17 protein-coding genes are annotated in these 15,397 nt (G+C 69.9%); 8 read left to right on the forward strand and 9 right to left on the reverse strand.

Features of this window, described 5'->3' with window-relative positions; all coding sequences use genetic code 11:
• The first annotated feature begins 99 nt into the window (after nucleotides 1-99).
• From MKL09_RS25430 to MKL09_RS25445, 4 genes are all read left to right on the forward strand, one after another.
• Nucleotides 100-252 (forward strand): hypothetical protein, encoded by a 153-nt coding sequence (locus MKL09_RS25430; protein ID WP_244024799.1) that lies wholly within the window; start codon nucleotides 100-102, stop codon nucleotides 250-252.
• Between the two features lie 34 nt (nucleotides 253-286).
• Nucleotides 287-1,420, forward strand: coding sequence for an aminotransferase class I/II-fold pyridoxal phosphate-dependent enzyme (locus tag MKL09_RS25435; RefSeq protein WP_244024800.1), 1,134 nt, complete (start codon nucleotides 287-289; stop codon nucleotides 1,418-1,420).
• 72 nt (nucleotides 1,421-1,492) lie between these two features.
• Nucleotides 1,493-2,002 carry an OsmC family protein gene (locus MKL09_RS25440; RefSeq protein WP_244024801.1) on the forward strand — a complete coding sequence of 170 codons (510 nt, stop codon included), beginning with the start codon at nucleotides 1,493-1,495 and terminating at the stop codon, nucleotides 2,000-2,002.
• Between the two features lie 13 nt (nucleotides 2,003-2,015).
• Nucleotides 2,016-2,870: a class I SAM-dependent methyltransferase gene (locus MKL09_RS25445; protein WP_244024802.1), complete on the forward strand. Its 855-nt coding sequence runs from the start codon at nucleotides 2,016-2,018 to the stop codon at nucleotides 2,868-2,870.
• A gap of 285 nt (nucleotides 2,871-3,155) precedes the next feature.
• Here the strand turns inward: MKL09_RS25445 and MKL09_RS25450 are convergent, their stop codons facing one another.
• Nucleotides 3,156-4,751: a gamma-glutamyltransferase family protein gene (locus tag MKL09_RS25450; RefSeq protein ID WP_244024803.1), complete on the reverse strand. Its 1,596-nt coding sequence runs from the start codon at nucleotides 4,749-4,751 to the stop codon at nucleotides 3,156-3,158.
• Between the two features lie 122 nt (nucleotides 4,752-4,873).
• Here MKL09_RS25450 and MKL09_RS25455 point away from each other — a divergent pair, with 122 nt between their 5' ends.
• A complete protein-coding gene (locus MKL09_RS25455; RefSeq protein WP_244024804.1) occupies nucleotides 4,874-6,325 on the forward strand; it encodes a carbohydrate porin in 1,452 nt (483 codons plus the stop codon).
• 47 nt (nucleotides 6,326-6,372) lie between these two features.
• Nucleotides 6,373-7,908 carry a cation:proton antiporter gene (locus MKL09_RS25460; RefSeq protein ID WP_244024805.1) on the forward strand — a complete coding sequence of 512 codons (1,536 nt, stop codon included), beginning with the start codon at nucleotides 6,373-6,375 and terminating at the stop codon, nucleotides 7,906-7,908.
• Between the two features lie 7 nt (nucleotides 7,909-7,915).
• On the opposite strand, the gene gshB is transcribed toward MKL09_RS25460, so the two are convergent.
• The gene (gene gshB, locus MKL09_RS25465; protein WP_244024806.1) at nucleotides 7,916-8,872 is read right to left on the reverse strand and encodes a glutathione synthase; all 957 of its coding nucleotides are present in this window, start codon (nucleotides 8,870-8,872) and stop codon (nucleotides 7,916-7,918) included.
• Nucleotides 8,873-8,918: 46 nt separating this feature from the next.
• On the reverse strand, nucleotides 8,919-9,212 hold the full coding sequence (locus tag MKL09_RS25470) for a hypothetical protein (protein ID WP_244024807.1): 294 nt from the start codon (nucleotides 9,210-9,212) through the stop codon (nucleotides 8,919-8,921).
• A gap of 390 nt (nucleotides 9,213-9,602) precedes the next feature.
• Here MKL09_RS25470 and MKL09_RS25475 point away from each other — a divergent pair, with 390 nt between their 5' ends.
• Together MKL09_RS25475 and MKL09_RS25480 are read left to right on the forward strand one after the other, a co-directional pair.
• Entirely contained in the window at nucleotides 9,603-9,815 is a 213-nt protein-coding gene (locus tag MKL09_RS25475) for a hypothetical protein (RefSeq protein WP_244024808.1), read from the forward strand.
• Nucleotides 9,816-9,873: 58 nt separating this feature from the next.
• Nucleotides 9,874-10,719, forward strand: coding sequence for a hypothetical protein (locus MKL09_RS25480; protein ID WP_244024809.1), 846 nt, complete (start codon nucleotides 9,874-9,876; stop codon nucleotides 10,717-10,719).
• Nucleotides 10,720-10,889: 170 nt separating this feature from the next.
• On the opposite strand, the gene MKL09_RS25485 is transcribed toward MKL09_RS25480, so the two are convergent.
• The 6 genes from MKL09_RS25485 to MKL09_RS25510 form a co-directional block, all read right to left on the reverse strand.
• Nucleotides 10,890-11,294, reverse strand: a complete 405-nt coding sequence (locus MKL09_RS25485; RefSeq protein WP_244024810.1) for a hypothetical protein — start codon at nucleotides 11,292-11,294, stop codon at nucleotides 10,890-10,892.
• Between the two features lie 15 nt (nucleotides 11,295-11,309).
• Nucleotides 11,310-11,807 (reverse strand): hypothetical protein, encoded by a 498-nt coding sequence (locus tag MKL09_RS25490; RefSeq protein ID WP_244024811.1) that lies wholly within the window; start codon nucleotides 11,805-11,807, stop codon nucleotides 11,310-11,312.
• Nucleotides 11,804-12,625 carry a TIGR04255 family protein gene (locus tag MKL09_RS25495; protein WP_244024812.1) on the reverse strand — a complete coding sequence of 274 codons (822 nt, stop codon included), beginning with the start codon at nucleotides 12,623-12,625 and terminating at the stop codon, nucleotides 11,804-11,806. The genes MKL09_RS25490 and MKL09_RS25495 overlap by 4 nt, the downstream gene beginning before the upstream one ends.
• A gap of 375 nt (nucleotides 12,626-13,000) precedes the next feature.
• On the reverse strand, nucleotides 13,001-13,627 hold the full coding sequence (locus MKL09_RS25500; protein ID WP_244024813.1) for a hypothetical protein: 627 nt from the start codon (nucleotides 13,625-13,627) through the stop codon (nucleotides 13,001-13,003).
• Nucleotides 13,615-14,319 (reverse strand): DUF1214 domain-containing protein, encoded by a 705-nt coding sequence (locus MKL09_RS25505; RefSeq protein WP_244024814.1) that lies wholly within the window; start codon nucleotides 14,317-14,319, stop codon nucleotides 13,615-13,617. The genes MKL09_RS25500 and MKL09_RS25505 overlap by 13 nt, the downstream gene beginning before the upstream one ends.
• 4 nt (nucleotides 14,320-14,323) lie before the next feature.
• The coding region (locus MKL09_RS25510) for a transglycosylase domain-containing protein (RefSeq protein ID WP_244024815.1) at nucleotides 14,324-15,397 on the reverse strand (1,074 nt) is incomplete at its 5' end.

Below are 15,397 nucleotides of genomic sequence, written 5' to 3' on the forward strand. Positions count from 1 at the left end.
GGGGCTTCCTCTAGTCTCGGCGTACCGCGACGCATATCCTTAGGCGCCGGGAGCGTCGTCCGTGATGACGGCCCGATACCTGCTCGGGAGCCTGCGGGAATGAGCTGGTCTGAACTCTATCTCATGGCGCTCGGGCCGGTTCTCGCCTTGGCGGCGGGCCTGTTCATCTACCTCACGGCGACGATGGGACAGGCGAACCGCGCGCAGAAGGCGCCCGGCGCCGTCGAAGGACATCGCGCTCCACCACCTTGACATCCGCCGCGCTCACGGCCCCATCACCCATTCGATGGACAGCCTAGACGCCTTCGCCCGCACCAAACTCGACGCCCTGGAGGCCGGCAGCCTGCGGCGGCGGCTGACGCCGACCGAGCGCGGCTCCGGGGCCGCGGCGGCGCGCGGGGGCCGGGCGCTCGTGTCGTTCTCGTGCAACGATTATCTCGGCCTGTCGCACCACCCCCGGGTGATCGCCGCCGCGCAGGACGCGGTCGCGGCCTACGGGGCCGGGGCGGGCGGGTCGCGGCTGGTCACCGGCGACCATCCGGTTCTCGGGGCGCTGGAGGATCGGCTGGCGCGGCACAAGGGCGCCGAGGCCGCGCTGGTCTTCGGCAGCGGCTATCTTGCCAATCTCGGCATCACTCCGGCGCTCGCCGGGCGCGGCGATCTCGTGGTGCTGGACGCGCTGTCCCATGCCTGCATGTGGGCCGGGGCGCGGCTGTCGGGCGCCAAGGTTCTGACCTTCCGCCACAACGATCCGGCCGACCTCGCGCAGGTGCTGGCCGAGCACCGCCCGCACCACGCCCGCGCCCTGGTCCTGACCGAGCGGGTGTTCAGCATGGACGGCGACCGGGCTCCCCTCGGTGGTCTCCTGGGCGTCGCGGAGGCGTTCGACGCCTGGACGCTGGTCGACGACGCCCACGGGATCGGCGTGGTCGAGGACGGGCCGCGGGCGCCGCTGGAGATGGGCACCCTGTCGAAGGCGCTGGGCTCCTACGGCGGCTATCTCTGCGCCTCGCAGCCGGTGATCGACCTGATGACCAGCCGCGCCCGGAGCTTCGTCTACACCACCGGCCTGCCCCCCGCCTCGGCGGCGGCGGCGCTCGAAGCCCTGGCGATCCTGGAGGAGGAGCCGACCCGGCGCGCCCGGCCGCTCGCCCTCGCCCGGCGCTTCACCGCCCGCTTGGGCCTGCCCGAGGCCGAGAGCGCCGTGGTGCCGGTCCTGGTCGGCGACGCGCAGGCGGCGCTCGACATCTCCGCGGCGCTCGAAGCCGCCGGCTTCCTGGTGGTGGCGATCCGGCCGCCGACCGTGCCGGCCGGGACCGCGCGGCTGCGGGTGGCGTTCTCGGCCGCCCACGGGGAGGCGCAGGTCGATGCCCTGGCCGAGGCGGTGGCGGCGCTCACGGGCCGCGCTTCCCGTCCCTGAGCGGCGCCCCTATACGTCATCCGGGATGCTCCCGCCCAAGAGGAGCCCGGTAAACCGAGAGGACGACGCCCCATGGACGCCACCGCTTTGCGAGCCCTCCAGGCTCCGATCAAGGACCAGTATCGCGCGGCCCCGGATTCGGCGGTCATCACCCTCAAGGCCCGGGGTACGCTGGACGACACCAAGATCGCCTGCAAGGTCGAGACCGGGCGCGCCATCGCGGAAGCCGGGCTGCACCCGGCCACCGGCGGATCCGGCCTCGAATTGTGTTCCGGCGACATGCTGCTCGAAGCCCTGGTCGCCTGCGCCGGCGTGACCCTGAAGGCGGTGGCGACCGCGCTGGAAATTCCGCTGCGGGCCGGAACGGTCAGCGCCGAGGGCGACCTCGACTTTCGCGGAACGCTCGGCGTCGACAAGGAAGCGCCGGTGGGGTTTCGCAATATCCGCCTGTTCTTCGAGCTCGACACCGACGCGCCGGAGGACAAACTCGCGCAGTTGCTCAAGCTCACCGAGCGCTACTGCGTCGTATTCCAGACCCTGAACCACAAGCCCGACCTGTCGGTCGCCGTCACGACGGCCTGAGGGGAGGGCGGCGATGGCCGGCGGCATCACCCAGACCGAGTACTGGAACGGCGAAGTCGGGACACGCTGGGCCCGCAACCAAATGGTGCTCGATGCGGTGTTCGCGCCGCTGACCGAGGCCCTGTTCGACCACGCGGCCCTGCGCCCCGGCGAAACCGTACTCGATATCGGCTGCGGCTCGGGCGCCACGACCCTGGAGGCCGCCCGCCGGGTCGGGCCGCAGGGCGCGGTGACCGGCGCGGACATCTCGGCGCCGCTGCTCGCGGTCGCCCGGAGCCGCGCCGAGGCGGAGACCGGCGCCGCGCCGATCCGGTTCGTCGAGGCGGATGTGGAGCGTGCCGATCTCGGCACCTACGGCCAAGCCCTGTCGCGCTTCGGGGTGATGTTCTTCCCGGACTCGGCGCGGGCCTTCGCCAATATCCGCCGGATGCTGGGCCCGGAGGGAAAGCTGACCTTCCTGTGCTGGCGGGCGCTCCCGGACAACCTCTGGGTGACGGTGCCGCGCGAGGCGGTGGTGCCGCTGCTGCCGGAGATCCCGCCGCCGCCGCCGCCGGGCATGCCCGGTCCGTTCCGCTTCGCCGCGGCGGATCCGCTGGTCGCACTGCTGCGCGGCGCCGGCTTCGGGACCGCCGCGTGCGACGCGGTCGACCGGGACGTGGTGCTCGGCCGGGGTGCCACCGATGCCGAGGCGGCGCAGGCCGCGGCGCATGTGGCGCTCAATCTCGGGCCGACCGCGCATCTCGTGCGCGAGGCCGAGCCCGATCTGCGCGCCCGGGCCGAGGCCGCGGTCACCGCCGCCCTGCGCCCGCACGCGAAGGGGGGCACCGTCAGCCTGCGCGCCGCCTGCTGGCTGGTCCAGGCGGGCTGACGAACCGGTAATCACACGGCGCTTCCGATCGAAGGACCGGCGGCTGCCAGCGCCGTCCCACCCGGATGAAACGCGACCCTTTCCCGGACGCCTGAAACGTCAGTGGAAGGTGATCCGGGACCCAGCGAAGCAAGCGCCGCGAAGCGGCACGCCAGCGAAGCGCCGTTGCTGCACTCGGCCGCTTCCAGTCATCGTGTGCCGGTTCCCGGGTCGCATTCCGCTGATGCTGCATGCGCCCGGGAAAGGGCGTCGCGGGCAGCAATGCTTCGCGGCGACCGTTTGGCTTTAAAACCCTAGCGCGCCGCCATCGGAGCGCGGATCGTGCATCGCCTCGATCCGGCCGTCCCGGGCCCGGCGGACCAGCATGCCGGCATGGCCCAGCGTGTCGCTGTAGGGCACGCCGACCGGCTCGATCTGGTGGCCCATGCGCTCCAGCGCCGACAGGATCGCCGGGTCGAACCGGTCCTCGACCTTCACGCTGAGCGATGGCGCCCCCCAGGTCCGGCCGTAGAGCAGCCGCGGCGCCTCGACCGCGTCGGCGACGGAGAAGCCGTAATCGGCGTAGCGGCAGAAGATCTGGGCCTGGAATTGCGGCTGGCCGTCGCCGCCCATCGCGCCGTAGGCCATGACCCGGCCGTCGTCGAAGGCGGCGAGCGCGGGAATCAGGGTGTGGAACGGGCGTCGGCCCGGCTCCAGCGGGTTCACGGAAGCCGGGTCCAGGGAGAACGAGACGCCGCGGTTGAGCCAGTCGATTCCGGTGCGCGGAAGCACCACCCCGGAGCCGTATTCCCAGTAGACCGACTGGATGTAGGAGACCGCCAGGCCGTCCCGGTCGATCGCCCCCATCCAGACCGTGTCGCCGGGAGAATCGCGCAGGGGCACCGTGGCGGCGCGCTTCATGTCGATCCGCGCGGCCTCCGCGGCGAGGAAGGCCGGCGCCAGGAAATCCTCCATCTCGTGGCGCAGGCGGCCGAAATCGGTCACCACCCGGTCGCGGACCGCGAAGGCCCGCTTCGTCGCCTCGATCAGCCCGTGATAATGCGCCACGCTCTCCGGGGCGGAGACGGTCAGCCGGTCGAACAGGCCGAGGATGATCAGGGCGGCCAGCCCCTGGGTCGGGGGCGGGAAGTTGAACAGGGTGGCGTCGCGCCGGCGCAGGGCCAGCGGCCTGCGCTCGACCGCCTGGTAGGCCTTGAGGTCGGCCCGGGTCACCGGCGCGTCGAGGCGTTCCAGGTCGGCGCCGATCTCGTGGGCGATGTCGCCCCGGTAGAAATCGTCGAGCCCGGCATGGGCGAGCTGCTCCAGGGTCGCCCCGAGGGCCGCCAGCTTGCGGATCTCGCCGGCCCGGTAGGGCTTGCCGTCCTTGAGGAAGGTCTCGGCGAAGTTCGGGGCCTCGTACAGGGTGTCGCCGGATTGCGGCTTGTAGCGCTCCTCGCTGGGCGAGACCGGCACGCCGTCGCGGGCCTGGGTGATGGCGTCGGCGAGCAGCACGTCCAGCGGCAGGCGGCCGCCCAGCGCCTTGGACAGCGCCAAAGCCAGCTCCCAGCCGCCGACCGCGCCCGCCACCGTCACCATGGCGTCGGGGCCCCGCGCGGGAATCGTGTCGTAGCCCTTCTCGCGGTAGCGCTGGATCGTGGCGAGGCGCCCGGCCGGGCCGCAGGCCTCGATGCCGCGCACCCGGCCGCCGCGCTCGCGCACCAGCCAGAAGCCGTCGCCGCCGATGCTGTTCATGTGCGGGTAGACCACGGCGATCGAGGCCGCCATCGCCACCATCGCCTCGATGGCGTTGCCGCCCTGCGCCAGCACGGTCCGGCCGGCCGAGGCGGCGAGATGGTGGGGGGCGGCGACGGCGCTGTCGGAGAAGACGGGAGTCTCGGTCATCGGGGGTCCTGTGGTGTTCCGGTCGCAGCGTTAGGCAAGTGTGCGGCCGCCGCAAGGTGCCGCGCTCCGCGGACGCCGTCCCGTGCTAGGGAATGCGAGCGCCCGTCGCGCGGAAGCGGCCGATGTCGTTCAAGATCCTGCCCCGGTTCGCGATCGGCCTCACCCTGGCTGCCATGCCGGCCGCGGCCCAGCAGAAGGCGCGGACGGTTTTCGAGGGTGCGGGCGCCGATCCGCGCATCTCGGTCTCGCAGCCGGAGAGCACCAGCCAGGCTTCGGGCGGCTATGTCCGCTCGATCGAGCCCTCGCTCGGCCCGCTCGGCGATCCCTTCGGCCTCCGCCCCGAGCTGAAGGTGCGCGGCATCGAGTACAGCCTGACCTACATCGCCGACGTGCTGGGCAACCCGACCGGCGGCCTCCGCCAGGGCGCGATCGTCGAGGATCGTCTGAACCTGCGGCTCAACCTCGATCTCGACCGGCTGGCCAGCTGGGAGGGCGCCACGATCCACGCCAACGCCTATTTCATCCACGGCACCGGCCTGTCGCGCTACTATGTCGGCGACCTGCTGACCACGAGCGTGATCGAGGCGCTGCCGTCGAGCCGACTCTACGTGCTGTGGTTCGATCAGAGCCTGATGGATGGGCAGCTCGGCCTGCGGATCGGCCAGCAGGCCGCCGACTCCGAGTTCTTCGTCAGCCAGACCGCGACCCTGTTCGTGAACTCGACCTTCGGCTGGCCGGCGATCACCGGGCTCGACCTGCCGAGCGGCGGCCCGGCCTATCCGCTCTCGGCCCCGGCGATCCGCGCCAAATACGTGCCGGGCAACGGCTTCTCGCTCCAGGTCGGGCTCTATGACGGCGATCCGGCCGGGGCGAACCGCCCGGGCCAGGACCCGGAGGCGCAGCGGCTCAACCGCACCGGCACGAATTTCCGCACCAACGACCCGGCCCTGATCGTCGCCGAGGCGACTTACGCGTTCAACATCGAGCCGGGAGCCAAGGGCCTGCCCGGCGACATCACGCTGGGCGGTTGGCAGCATTTCGGCCGGTTCGACAGCCTCCGGTACGACATCACCGGCGTTCCGCTGGCCGACCCGAACGCCACCGGGATCGGCCGCCCGCTGCGGGGCAATGCCGGCCTCTACGCCATCTACGACCAGACCCTGTACCGCGAAGCCGGCAAGGACGACGAGGGCCTCGGCTTCTTCGTGCGCGCCGCCTACTCCCCGACCCGCTCCAGCCTGGTCGACGCCTATGTCGATACCGGCCTCGCCTATAAGGGCCTGTTCGAGGGCCGCGACGACGACACGGTCGGGCTGAGCTTGGCTTATGCCCGGATCAGCGACGACGCCCGCCGGGCCGACCGGGACACGATCCTCTACACCGGCATCCCGATGCCGCGGCGGCGGGCCGAGACGGTGCTGGAGGCGACCTACCAGGCCGTGGTGGTTCCGGGCTTCACGGTGCAGCCGGACGTCCAATACGTCTTCCATCCGGGTGCGGGAGTGGCCGGCCCGGACGGCCGCCGGCTGCGCAACGCGGCGGTGCTCGGGGTGCGGGCGACCGTGCAGTACTGAACCGCCGCAGCGGGGAACGGTCGCGGTCTCCCGCCTCTTTCCACAGCATGCTGATTTTCGAGTGGGTTGTCGGCGTCCTGTTCGGCGCCGTCCTGTTGGCTGCGCTGGCGCGACGGCTGGGCGCGCCGTACCCGGCCTTCCTGGCGCTCGGTGGCGTCGGCCTCGCCTTCGTACCCGGCGTGCCGAACCTCCGGCTCGATCCCGAACTGGCGCTCGCCCTGTTCCTCGCCCCGGTCCTGCTGGATGCCGGCTTCGACGCCTCAGTGCGGGACATGAGGGACAACTGGCGCGCCGTGTTCGGCCTCGCGGTGGGCGCGGTGGCGGTGACGACGCTCGCCGTCGCGTTCGTGGCCCACCTGATCGTGCCCGACATGCCGATCGCGGCCTGCATCGTGCTCGGCGCCGTGGTCGCGCCGCCCGATGCCGTGGCGGCCCTGGCGGTGCTGAAGCACGCGCCGATGCCGCACCGCCTCGCCACGATCCTGCGCGGCGAGAGCCTGCTCAACGACGCCGCCTCGCTGATCATCTACCGGCTGGCGGTGGCGGCCGCGATGGCCGATGGCTTCCATCCGGCCGAGGTCGCGCCCGCCTTCCTGCTCGGCGTCGTGGCGAGCCTGGCGGCCGGGCCCTGCCTGGGCCTGGCCTTCGTCGCCCTGACCCGCCGCGTCACCGACCCGGCGAGCACGATCGTGATGCAGTTCGTCGCCGCCTTCGGGATCTGGCTCGCGGCCGAGAAGCTGGAGATGTCGGGGGTGCTGACCATCGTGACCTTCGCGGTCACGGTGGCTCGGCGGGCGCCGGGCATCACCGCGCCGCGGACCCGGGTGATCTCCTACGCGGTGTGGGACACCGCGGTGTTCGTGCTGAACGTCCTGGCCTTCATCCTGATCGGCATCCAGATCGACCCGATCCAGGACCGGTTGACCGGCGGGGATGCCTGGCAGGCGATGTTCCTGGCGGCTGCGATCTTCGTCACCGTGGTGGTGACGCGTCTGGCCTGGGTCCTGCCCACGACCGGCTTCAAGGGATTCGGCCTGCGTCAGGCGGGGTCCCGGGCGCGGTATGGGCCGGGGCTCGCTTTGTCCTGGGCCGGGATGCGCGGCATCGTCACGGTCGCGGCCGCCCTGGCGCTGCCGATGGAGTTTCCGCACCGGGACCTGGTGGTGTTCACCGCGTTCTTCACGGTGCTCGGCACGCTGATCGTGCAGGGCCTGACCCTGCGCCCGCTGCTCGCCTACCTGAAGCTGGAGGATGACGATCCGGTCGGGCGCGAGGTCGGCTGGGCCCGCGCCGCCGCCTACAAGGCCGCCCTCGAGAGCCTGTCCGAGGCCGGGGACGAGCCGGCGATCGATTCGTTGCGCGCGGAATTCCGCTCGGCGCTCGAGGAGGCCGAGGCCCATGACGAGGGCCGCGCCCCCGAGAGCCTGCCCTCGGACGCCGCCCGCCGCCGGTCGGTGGAGGCCGCCCGCAACGCGGTCCTGTCCCTGCGCCGCCAGGGCCGGATCGGCGACGACGCTTATTTTTTGTTGGAGGAGGAGTTCGACTGGGCCGAGCTCAACGCGACGCCGAAGGCCGAGACCTGACCGGCGCTCAGACGCCCTTGCGCGCCGCGACCCGGGCCTCGATCGCGTCCCAGACCGCCACCGAGAGATCGGGGCCGCCGAGCCGCTGGATCGCCCGGATGCCGGTGGGGGAGGTGACGTTGATCTCGGTCAGGTGGCCGTCGATCACGTCGATCCCGACCAGGATCAGGCCGCGCCGGGCCAGCTCCGGGCCGATCGTGGCGCAGATCTCGCGCTCGCGCTCGGTCAGCTCCGAGGCCGAGGCGGCACCGCCGCGGACCATGTTCGACCGGATGTCGTTGGCCGCCGGGACGCGGTTGACCGCGCCCATCGCCACGCCGTCGACCAGGATGATGCGCTTGTCCCCCTCGGTCACCCGGTCGAGGTAGCGCTGAATCACCCAGGCCTCCCGGAACGTGGTGGCGAACAGGTCGAACATCGAGCCGAAATTCGGGTCCGTCTCGGTCACCTTGAACACCGCCGCGCCGCCGTGCCCGTGCAGCGGCTTCATCGCCACAGTGCCGTGCTCCAGCCGGAACGCCTCGATCTCTGCCTTGTCGCGGCTGATCAGGGTCGGGGGCATCAGCTCGGGGAAATCGAGCACGAACAGCTTCTCGGGCGCGTTGCGCACCTCGAAGGGGTCATTGACCACCAGCGTCTCCGGGTGGATCCGCTGCAGCATGTGGGTGGCCGTGATGTAGGCCATGTCGAAGGGCGGGTCCTGGCGCATCAGCACCACGTCCGCCTCGGCGAGGTCGATCCGCTCCGGCGGCGTGAGCGTGAAATGCGCGCCCTCGACGTCCTGCACTTCCAAGCGCTCGACCCGCGCGGTCACGCGCCGGCCCTGCATCGAGAGCCGGTCCGGCGTGTAATAGAGCAGGTCATGCCCCCGCCGCTGCGCTTCCAGCAGCAGGGCGAAGGTGGTGTCCCCGGCGATCCGGATATTCTGGATCGGGTCCATCTGGACGGCGACGGTCAAGCCCATCGAAAATGCCCCTCGCCAGCGGCGCGTGTCGTGACCGAAGGCAAGCTCAATCGTCGGACAGCGACTTGCTGCCGGTGCGCTTGTCGTAATCGCCGATCGCCGAGCGGCACTCGGGCGAGAGGCGCTTGCGGTTGCGCGTCATGCACTTGTCGGCGTCCTGGCTGTTCGGATCGACGCCGGCGCAGAGACGGAAATAGTCGTTCGCGCAGCCGAGTTGCAGGCCCTGGTCCTCGCGCTGGGCATAGGCCGGGCCGGCGGCGAGCGTCACGAACGCCAGCGCTGCTACGGCGAGGCTACGACGGCGGTAGGCGTGCAGGGTGCGTTCCGGAACGAGTCGCATTCAGCGGTGTCCTCAAATCTCGATCGCGCGAAAAATCGGTGCGGCGGGGTCCCGCCCGCTTGCGTCCGGCATATCGGTCGCGCGGGGCGGTAGGCAAGCGCCGCAGGTTCGCATGGGTTCCCCGCGCGAAAGCCCCGCCCGAATGTGGCCTTGTGGCCGCACGGAGCCGGCAAGAAAAAAGGCCCTGTCCGCGATCGGACAGGGCCTCAGTCAAAGGGAGGAAACGCCCGCCATGGGCAAACGGGGCGTCGCAATTCGCGCGCCACATACGCCCGATGGCCGGCAAGACTCCGTTAACCACGTCATGCTGAATGACTCCTGTAGCCCTTGCCGACGCCCTCCGCAGGGCCCGGGCGCTGCCGCTCGAGCCGCCGACAGGAGCCGGAGACCATGACACCATTCCAGCCGCAGGTGATCCGCGCGACCCGCGTGCCGATGCCCGCCAACGATGCGGGGCGTGATGCGCGGCAGGCGACATCTGCCATGCTGCTGGCATTCCCGGGCCCGGAGGCGCGCCGGACGCGCCGCCTGCCGCGGTCCGACGAGCAGCGGGGCGAGATCCTGTTCTTCCTCGGCGTGCGCTACGAGCGCCTCGCCTCCTGAACCAGCCCATGATTGCCGCCGACCGGCCCGGCCGCGCGACGTTTCCGACGGTTTGATCATGTTCGTTCCGGACCGCCCTCGTCCGACCGGCTCCCCACGCGGAGGCAAGCGCCTTCACCGCGCTCTCAAAGCCGCGATCCTCCTGCCCGCGGGGGCGGCTCTGGCACTGCTCGCCGCCTGCACCCAGAGCGGCGATTTCGGCCGGCCCCGGACCGGCGTGTGGAACGGCCTGATCGACACGACGGGCAGCTTCTCGTCCCGGGATCGCGGCCGCCTGCTCCTCGAGTCCGGCCTGACCGACGACGAGCAGGCCCTGCGCGACCGCGCCTGGCGGTTCGTGCAGCCGGCCAGCACGTTCTCGGCCTTCCAGGATGCGCTGCTCGGGTTGGCGAGCGCGCATGCGACCCCGACCTGGCGGTTCGACGAGGTCGGCGCCTATTACGACGCGCTGACCGCGGAACCGTCGCGCTCGCCGGTCTCCCGCTATCGCCAGCTCGCCGACGATGCCACGGCCGATGCCCGCCTGATCCCGATCTTCACGGCGCTCGCCGCCCGGGTGATCGACGCGGATTCGGCCCGCCTGCGCAGCCTTCCCTATGCCAAGACCCTGGACGATGCCGACATCCGCCTGGCCGCCCAGCGCGTGGCGGAGAACCGGTGCCTGATCGCCTGGGTGCGGATCGAAACCGGCCTGCGGCTGGCGCGCTACCGCTACGCCCTGGAGCACCTGTTCGCCGCGGCGCCGGCGAAGGACTCGGTCTCGGCCGAGCGCTCCCTGGCCATGCTCGCCGCCCGCCGCAACCTGCTCGACCCGCTGCTCCCGGCGGATGCCGCGGCCCGCTGCAGCCTCGAAGCCGCGATCGTGCCGGTGGCCGAGGCCCCGCCGCTGGTCGTGAAGAACTGAGCCGCCGCGAGGGGTCTTGTTCAACGCGCGACAAAAAACTTGAATTTTCGACGCATCGAGCAATACGAACGATCGAAGACTCAAGATTTCTAGATCATGTATCCGCCAAATATCGGGGCGGTAAGCGTGAAATGCAGACTAGTAAAACCTGTGAAACAGATTTGGCTTCTCTAAATCTTGTTTACAATTTTTGGTTCGACGTGCACCCAAGCCGAGCTATCGCGTAGGTGGTTGGCGGTACCGGGAGTTTTCTTGCCGATGACCTCTGCGTGATAGGGATTAGTCGGATCGGTGGTGATCGGCGTGTGCTGCACCTCCTGCTGCTTGGCACGCGCATGGGCAGCGGTCAGGCCGACAAGCGACCACCCCGAGTAGTTGCGAAGCGACCAACTCCAATCAAAGCCATCGTCGCGCATGAAGTCCGCGACATCGACCGACATGCTCGGGTCTTTGAAAGCCGCCGAAGAGGGCCGTAATTGACCCGTGTTCTTGTCCGGCACCACCTGATCAGGATGAACGCGACGATAAAGCTCCATCGCATCATCGATCGCGCGCACAGCGAAGTTAGCGGACATGCGCCTCTGGGCTGTTCAACGCTTCGTCAGGATCGAGACGGCCTCGCGTGCAGATGCGAAGTTGCTCGAGAGCTCTTCGGACACCGAGGCGCACTGACCGGTATGGTCCTCGAACCAGATCTCCCACTCATATGGACCGGTCACGTGCAACTCCAGGTCGACCCCTTTCTCATGCCACTCGAACTGTACGCCGCTTGGAGACGGGACAATCGAAGGCATAGGGGTACGCGGCTGCATCACGGCCATCAGAACCTGGAGCGCGAACATGCCTGTGTCGTGGCGCAGCGGCAGGGAGCCGTAGCCATCCCAGTTCCTCGAACGCTTGATGAAGGAGACGATCTTCGCAAGCGCCTCTTGGTGCCACTCCGGCGCAACGGTCTCCTCGTACGAGCGAAAACGTGAGAAGGCGAGCGTCTCACCCGAAGCTGCTCGCGTACCGAAAGGTCCAGCAAGTGGCACATCGACCTCGGTGGGTCGATAATGCAGTGCGATCGCAGGGCTTGCGGCCATCATTCCCCTCCCGACGCCCTTACCACTGAGGACGTCACACTCCTGAATGCACGACCGATCAGATCGTGTGAGCTGTCAAGCTTGGCAAAGGCAGAGGCGATGGTTTCACTACTGGGCCTGCATCGAGCAACAATCTCAAGTTGGTAGTTCGGCTCGCCCGTCGCGGTCAGAACCGCAGGGGAGAACGTTGTATATAATCGCCCGGTCGGTTCGCCGTCAGCTGGTATGAGGTAGCGGTTCTGCAAGAGTGCGCTATCGAACGGCAGTCCGGTATCGGTCGGGCGCCACATCGGTGTGACGCTATCCAAGCGTTCATGGACAGCTGCCTTTCCTGGAAGCAGCAGAGCATTGACGTAGGTAAGTTCGCACTGGTTCGGCCTGATCTCACCCAAGCCTTCCGTTTTCAGGAAGTCCTCAACAACGCTGACTTCCGCCATGAATCTGTCTCGCAAGGTCTCATAGCCAGGATAAGGCCGACCAGATGGATAGCGCCGCCAGCCCAATATCAGGCGGTCTTGCTGGACATGCAGAAGAATATCGCCGTCTACCCCTTCGAATACGATGCGCGGGACGAGCGCATTGAGCTGAATGGTGAGCTGCGGACCACCGATCCCAGCCGGGCCTCCGAACATCTCGAACTGTGGGGGCACCGGCGGCGCCTCCGTACCCTGGCGGTAGCGGTCGCGGAAGTTTCCCCAGAGCAGGCCAACATACGGCGTCCGCAGGGACGTGAGCGCCGCGAACTGGATTGACATCGCCATGTCGATGAGCGGCGACGGGTCTGCCCCCTCGACGGTCCGCCCAGCCATTCCCGCGGTCATATCTCTTGCATCGCCCATCTGCCCAGCCCGAACAATAACAGCACACCTTGGCCGTACCATGCCAGCCCGCAAGGTCGCCGGTCGCTCTCTGTAAACGGTCAAGATTGACCAGCGCCTGTGCACCTACGAACTAGGATGCTCGATAAGCGAAAGCGAGCATGACTGTAGGCGGCACCGTCCGTTGGCCCACGGTCGGCTGCTACGCAACCGCTCGCAGAAATAATCAGGCCCAAGACGATCGCCGATGAGTCCCACTGAGCCGGTTTGCGCGTCTATGCTGCACCCAAGTGCAAAATCCGGCACGGCCCGCCGACTAATTGTCTGTCGTGGATCAAAGTCAAACGCGCCCAGCACCCAGTGCCCGGATGTCGCCCGCTACCGCCCCGCGGGTTTGACCGTCAAGTCCTTGCCGGCGGGCTCATCGGCCGCCGTGTCGGTGGTGCAGGAGACGGCCTGGACCGCAGCGTTGGCGCCGGGCCGCTGGCTCGGCAGGCCGGCGATCACCCGCACGACCACGACGCCGCGATTGTCCGGCGCGACGATGCGCACGTCGCGGCTCGGATCGTTCTCGTCGTCGTCGGCCAGGGCCTCGTCGTACTGGGCGCGGGTCAGGATCACGAGGTCGAGGGCGCCGCGCACCGCCGCCTGGTCGGTCACCGCGTAGAAGGCGCCGCGCCTGGCATGGGCGGCGAGTGATAAAGACAGGGGTCCGGTCCTGGCCGAGATACGCATCGGCCCGTCGGCGAGATCGTAGGCGCAGACGCCCACCGCCACCGCCGGGTCCGGGATCGGCAGCCAGGCCTCGGGCGGGGCGGGGTCGTCGCCGGTGGCGACCGTGTAGATCGGCTGCGGGTGATCCAGGTTCTCGCTGGTCCGGGCGCGCGAGACGGCATCCGTCTCGGACAGGCGCGGGATCGCCAGCACCGCGGCGATGTGCACGATCCCGGCGAGCACCAGGCCAATCAGCGTGGCGTAGACGAAGCGCAGGTTCACGACGCGCATCCCAGGCGGGTGATGGCCGGCACCGAATCCCGATCGAGCGACCCGACGCTGGCGGCGGCCGGCGTGTCGTAGAGGCGCAAGGCCAGGCGCACCGGGCCGCTGTCCCGGGGGCTCGGCAGCCAGTTGCCGGGCTGGACCTCGGGCGCGAGCACCAGCGCGAACCGCCCGTCGGCCGAGCGCAGGATCTCGGTCGAGGTGAAGCCCTCGCGGACGGCCGGACGACCGGGATCGCGCGGGCCGCGGCCGGCGACCGTGAGGGTCCAGGCCCGGGCCGGGGGCGTGCCGCCGCCGATGCGGTAGCTGCAGGCCGCGTCGAGCGCTTGGCCCTGGTCGTCCACGGAGGCGGTCAGGAGCAGGCCCTCGCCCACCGCCAGAGGGATTTCCCCACGGCGGGCGTTGACGGCGCGGGTATAGGGATCGGACTGCGCCGCCCCGGCTCGGGGCCAGGCCGTCCAGGCCCCGATGCGCACGCCGCCGAACGGGTAGCCGCCCCGCGTCGCCCAGTCAGCGCTGGCGAGGCCGAGCACGCCGCCCAGCGCCAGGGCATAGATGGCGAGACCCGCCACCGAACTCTTGCGCCAGGCACGGGCGACGAGACGGCCGGCGCCGCCGAGGGACCGCGGCTTCGGCGCGGGGCGAGCGTCTCCGGCTGCGGGACTGCGGCCGGCGCTTCCGGGGATCGCAAGGCTCATCGGGTCACCGCAGCTCGATGCGGCCGCCGACGGACCGGGCGCCCTCGGCCATCTCACGGGGCTGGGCCGGGGGTGCCGCAGCCCGGTCATCGGGCTTGCGATCGGTCTTCTGGGTGGCCTTGTCGGCGCCGCCGGCATCCGGCCGCGCCTCGCCCGCGGGGGCGCGCTCGACGGTGCGGAACAGGCCGTTGAGGCCGCCGATCACCTCGAAGGAGCGGCGCGACAGCTTGCCGTAGGCGCTGGCATTGGGATCGATCGGGGCGGTAGGCCCGCCCGACGCCTGCTGCTGGGCGGCGCGCGGATTGTCCTTCAAGCCGGGCAGGCCCTTGGTCTCGATGCCCTGGTGGGCCGGCTCCATCACGTCGTGCCAGAGCTGGGCCGGGAGCGAGCCGCCGGTGAGCTTGTTGGTCGAGGTGTGGTCGTCGTTGCCGAACCAGACCGCACCGACGTAATTGCCGGTGTAGCCGACGAACCACGCATCCCGGTAGGCGTTCGTGGTTCCGGACTTGCCGGCCACCTTCACGCCTTCGAGCTGGGCGCGCTTGCCGGTGCCCTCCTCGACGACCTTGTTGAGCATGAAGTTCATGTCGGCGACCACCTGGGGCGGGAGCACCCGGTCCGGCGGCTCGTCGGCGTGCCGGTAGATCACCTCGCCGGACGAGTTCTTCACCTCCATGGCGGCGTAGGGCTTGGCCTTGAAGCCGCCGTTGGCGAACACCGCGTAGCCGGCGGCCTGGTCGATCACCGTCACCTCGTCGGAGCCGATCGGCATCGAGACCGTGTCGATCAGGTTCGAGGTGATGCCCATCTTGTGGGCGAGATCGGTGATCTTGGCGCGGCCGGCCTTGGCGGCCCGGGCCTCGTGGCTGATGCCCATGGCCTTGCCCAGCGCGATCGAGATCTTGATCGGGATCGTATTGATCGACTTCGCCACGGCGAGCCACATCGGCACCCGGCCGGCATAGGACCGGCCGTAGTTCTGCGGGCACCAGTTGCCGATGCAGACCGGGCTGTCGACCACCGCGGTTTCCGGCTTGAACAGGCCCGAGAGGAGGGCGGCGGAGTAGACGTAGGGCTT

Origin of the sequence: Methylobacterium sp. J-048, from assembly GCF_022829515.1 — a bacterium.
GTDB lineage: Bacteria > Pseudomonadota > Alphaproteobacteria > Rhizobiales > Beijerinckiaceae > Methylobacterium.